The 2,759-nt window shown below is 54.7% G+C and carries 5 protein-coding genes; 3 read left to right on the forward strand and 2 right to left on the reverse strand.

All coding sequences use genetic code 11. The features are described from left to right. On the forward strand, window positions 1-728 hold a 728-nt coding region (locus PHC90_14995; GenBank protein MDD3847654.1), incomplete at its 5' end, for an AAA family ATPase. A gap of 22 nt (window positions 729-750) precedes the next feature. Continuing rightward, entirely contained in the window at window positions 751-921 is a 171-nt protein-coding gene (locus PHC90_15000) for a hypothetical protein (protein ID MDD3847655.1), read from the forward strand. A 592-nt stretch (window positions 922-1,513) separates the two neighbouring features. Here PHC90_15000 and PHC90_15005 read toward each other — a convergent pair. Continuing rightward, window positions 1,514-1,912: a PIN domain-containing protein gene (locus PHC90_15005; protein ID MDD3847656.1), complete on the reverse strand. Its 399-nt coding sequence runs from the start codon at window positions 1,910-1,912 to the stop codon at window positions 1,514-1,516. After that, window positions 1,909-2,157, reverse strand: a complete 249-nt coding sequence (locus tag PHC90_15010; protein ID MDD3847657.1) for a ribbon-helix-helix protein, CopG family — start codon at window positions 2,155-2,157, stop codon at window positions 1,909-1,911. The genes PHC90_15005 and PHC90_15010 overlap by 4 nt, the downstream gene beginning before the upstream one ends. Window positions 2,158-2,437: 280 nt before the next feature. Here PHC90_15010 and PHC90_15015 point away from each other — a divergent pair. Beyond that, a partial coding sequence (locus tag PHC90_15015) for a hypothetical protein (protein MDD3847658.1) occupies window positions 2,438-2,759 on the forward strand: 322 nt, incomplete at its 3' end.

Here is a 2,759-nt window from a genome sequence, read left to right on the forward strand (position 1 = left end):
GCGTGCACAAGCTCATCGGCATGCCCTACGGCTCCTCCCTCGGGACCGCCGACGGCCTTCTCACCCGCTGGCTTCAGGAAAGGTCGAGCGGCGTCGTCCTCTTCGACGAGATCGAAAAGGCCCACCCCGACGTCCACAGGCTCCTCATGGGACTGCTCGACGAGGGAAGGATAACCTCCGGCATGGGAGAGCGCTTCGACGTCAGCCGCTGCGTCGCCATCCTCACCACGAACGTCCTCACCCACCGCGACACAGACAGGGTGAAACTGGGATTCTCGGCGACGGAAAACCCCGGCGACCCCTTCGCCCTCCTCGCAAAATACTTCCCCGAAGAATTCCTGGGAAGGCTCGACGAGATCATAATCTTCAAGACGCCCACGGTTCCGATCCTCAAGAAGATCATGAGCCAGAAACTGGACGAAGCACTAAGGCGCCTCCAGGAGAAAGGCATCTTCCTCATATACACCGAAGACCGCCTCCTCGACCACCTCCTGGGAGCCACCGACAAACCCTGGGCCGGCGCCCGCGACATGGCCCGCCTCATCGACCGAAAACTGATCCAACCCATCGCCCGCCGCCTCATCGACTGTGACACGCAGGATTGGGTCTGCATAGAACTGACAGAATCCTTCTACCGTTCAGGAACCCTGAACCCCCTGCCCCTTCTCCAAGACCCGGGCCCACCCCCCGATTACCCCGACAACCCCGCAACGGCGCTGAACGCCTGACAATGACAAGGGAGGTAACGACATGGAAGACCGCGACAAAAGCAAGAAAATGGAAGAGCATAACTGCAATGAACATGTCCGCTATGATGGTGGACAGAAGATCAATCGTGATGGTGTGAGAATATGGGTGGAGACGTACTATTGCAGGGTCTGCGGGAAGAGACTGGACATTAAAGAGGAGATATTGGACTGAGGGGCGGTTTGAGTGGTTTGAGTGGCTGTCGATAAAGTCCTCTTTGTCGTCATCCCGGACTCTCGCCTGCCGTCATCCCGGACTTGATCCGGGATCCAGCTTGTGCGTCTGGGTCTTTTTTCTTCTGCTTCTTCTTATCATGAGAGGTCCGCGCGGGGTATCATTGCCGGGCAGCCACGTTGCGGATCACACCCGTTATGCGATCTCGGCTCGCTCGATGCTCATTGCGGACAAAGGTGGGAGCGAAACTGTAATCTGGAAATCCGCAGAAATAAGCTATTAGCCTTCTGCCAACCCGGTGCAGTCAGACGCACCGGTCCCGGTCACTTCGTGCCCGGTCCGCGCTCCCCGAAACCGCAACGGGTCCCGTGATCCTTCGCTAACGGCTGTCCGGCAATGATACCCCGCGCTCGATGGGTTAAAGAAAGGTTTCGACTTAGAGAACACACCACAGCAAACAACCCGTGACATGTGAAGTAGGATAGTGTCAAGCTGATTTCACGAACGCTAATCTCTTTGATGCAATCGCTGAAGCCCCGGGCTCGGTGAAAGACAACGAATGTGAAAATACAAAGGATGTCGCCGTTCCTGATCAGGGCAGGGCTGTGAATCCGTACTCGCGAAAATGACGGTCGAAGGTGAATACTGAGCGTATGCCCAGTTCACGCATCGTCTCAAAACTGACGCAATCCACCAGACTGAGCCCTTTCCTCGAAGCGGCGAGAAGGGCGGCCGTCCCCAGTCGATGTATATCGGAAGCGACAAATTCAACAGAAAGAACGGGGACAAGATCATCGCAGAACCCCCGTACCGCCTCAAAACCCAATCTGTTCTGGATGAGCGCGCAACTCTCCACAAGGACATAGCTTGTTGTTACCAGATTCTGCCCGGAACCGATGAGTTCGCGCCATGCCCCGGCTGCCCTGGTGTGGTTGTTGTCGTCGGCGTCCAGCAGGGCGAAGAGGGCGGAAGTGTCTATGAAGACACTCATTGACCGAAAGCCTCGGTCAGGTAGGTGTCATGCTTGCGGGATATGTCTTTCTTTCCGGACCTGAATTTGCCGGCGATCGCGAGGGCCCGGTTGCGTCTCTCCTCGGAAGCGGGCCTCGTACCGGCCGCAATGGCTGCTTCGACGGCGTCACGTATAACTTCCGCCATCGGCACTCCCCTTGACGACGCGATCTGTTTGACACTGGAGGCCTGTTCCTCGGTAAGTTGGATCTGCGTTCTTATCATCCGATCCCATCCTCCTATATGATAACACGATAACACCATCTGTAATCATTGTCAACATCACCTCAGATGCATGCTATAGATGCGCGGTTTGGGGGAGCCAGGGGACGTCCTGGTTGCATTTTTCTTTGCTGTCTGTTAGTTTTTCAGAAGATGGATAAGCAAAAAGTCAGGAAATATTGGGAAGAAGGAGCAGAAGAGGCTCTGAAGGTCGCCAACCATTTATTGGAAAAGGGGTGATTATTCTTATGCTCTGTTTTTTGGTCATCCTGCAATCGAGAAGATATCAAAGGCCCTTTACGTTTCCCGGAAGGGCGAGCAAGCGCCGTATTCCCACAACCTGATCCGCCTCGCAGAGGGGGCGGGCATAGAATTGTCCGAAACGCGCATAACACAACTTATCACGGTCACTGCATACAATCTCGAATCGAGATATCCCGACGAGAAAAGAAGCTTCAGGGAGAAATGCACAGAAGACTTCACCAAAAAACGAACTTTCGGCGATCAAGGATCTCTTTATATGGTTGAAGTCAATGTTCAAATCGTAAGAACCGTCAAGAAATTCCTGAAGACACTCGGCGAACAGGGGGAGTTAGGGGACATCC

The organism is Syntrophorhabdaceae bacterium (genome assembly GCA_028698615.1).
Taxonomy (GTDB): Bacteria; Desulfobacterota; Syntrophorhabdia; order Syntrophorhabdales; family Syntrophorhabdaceae; genus Delta-02.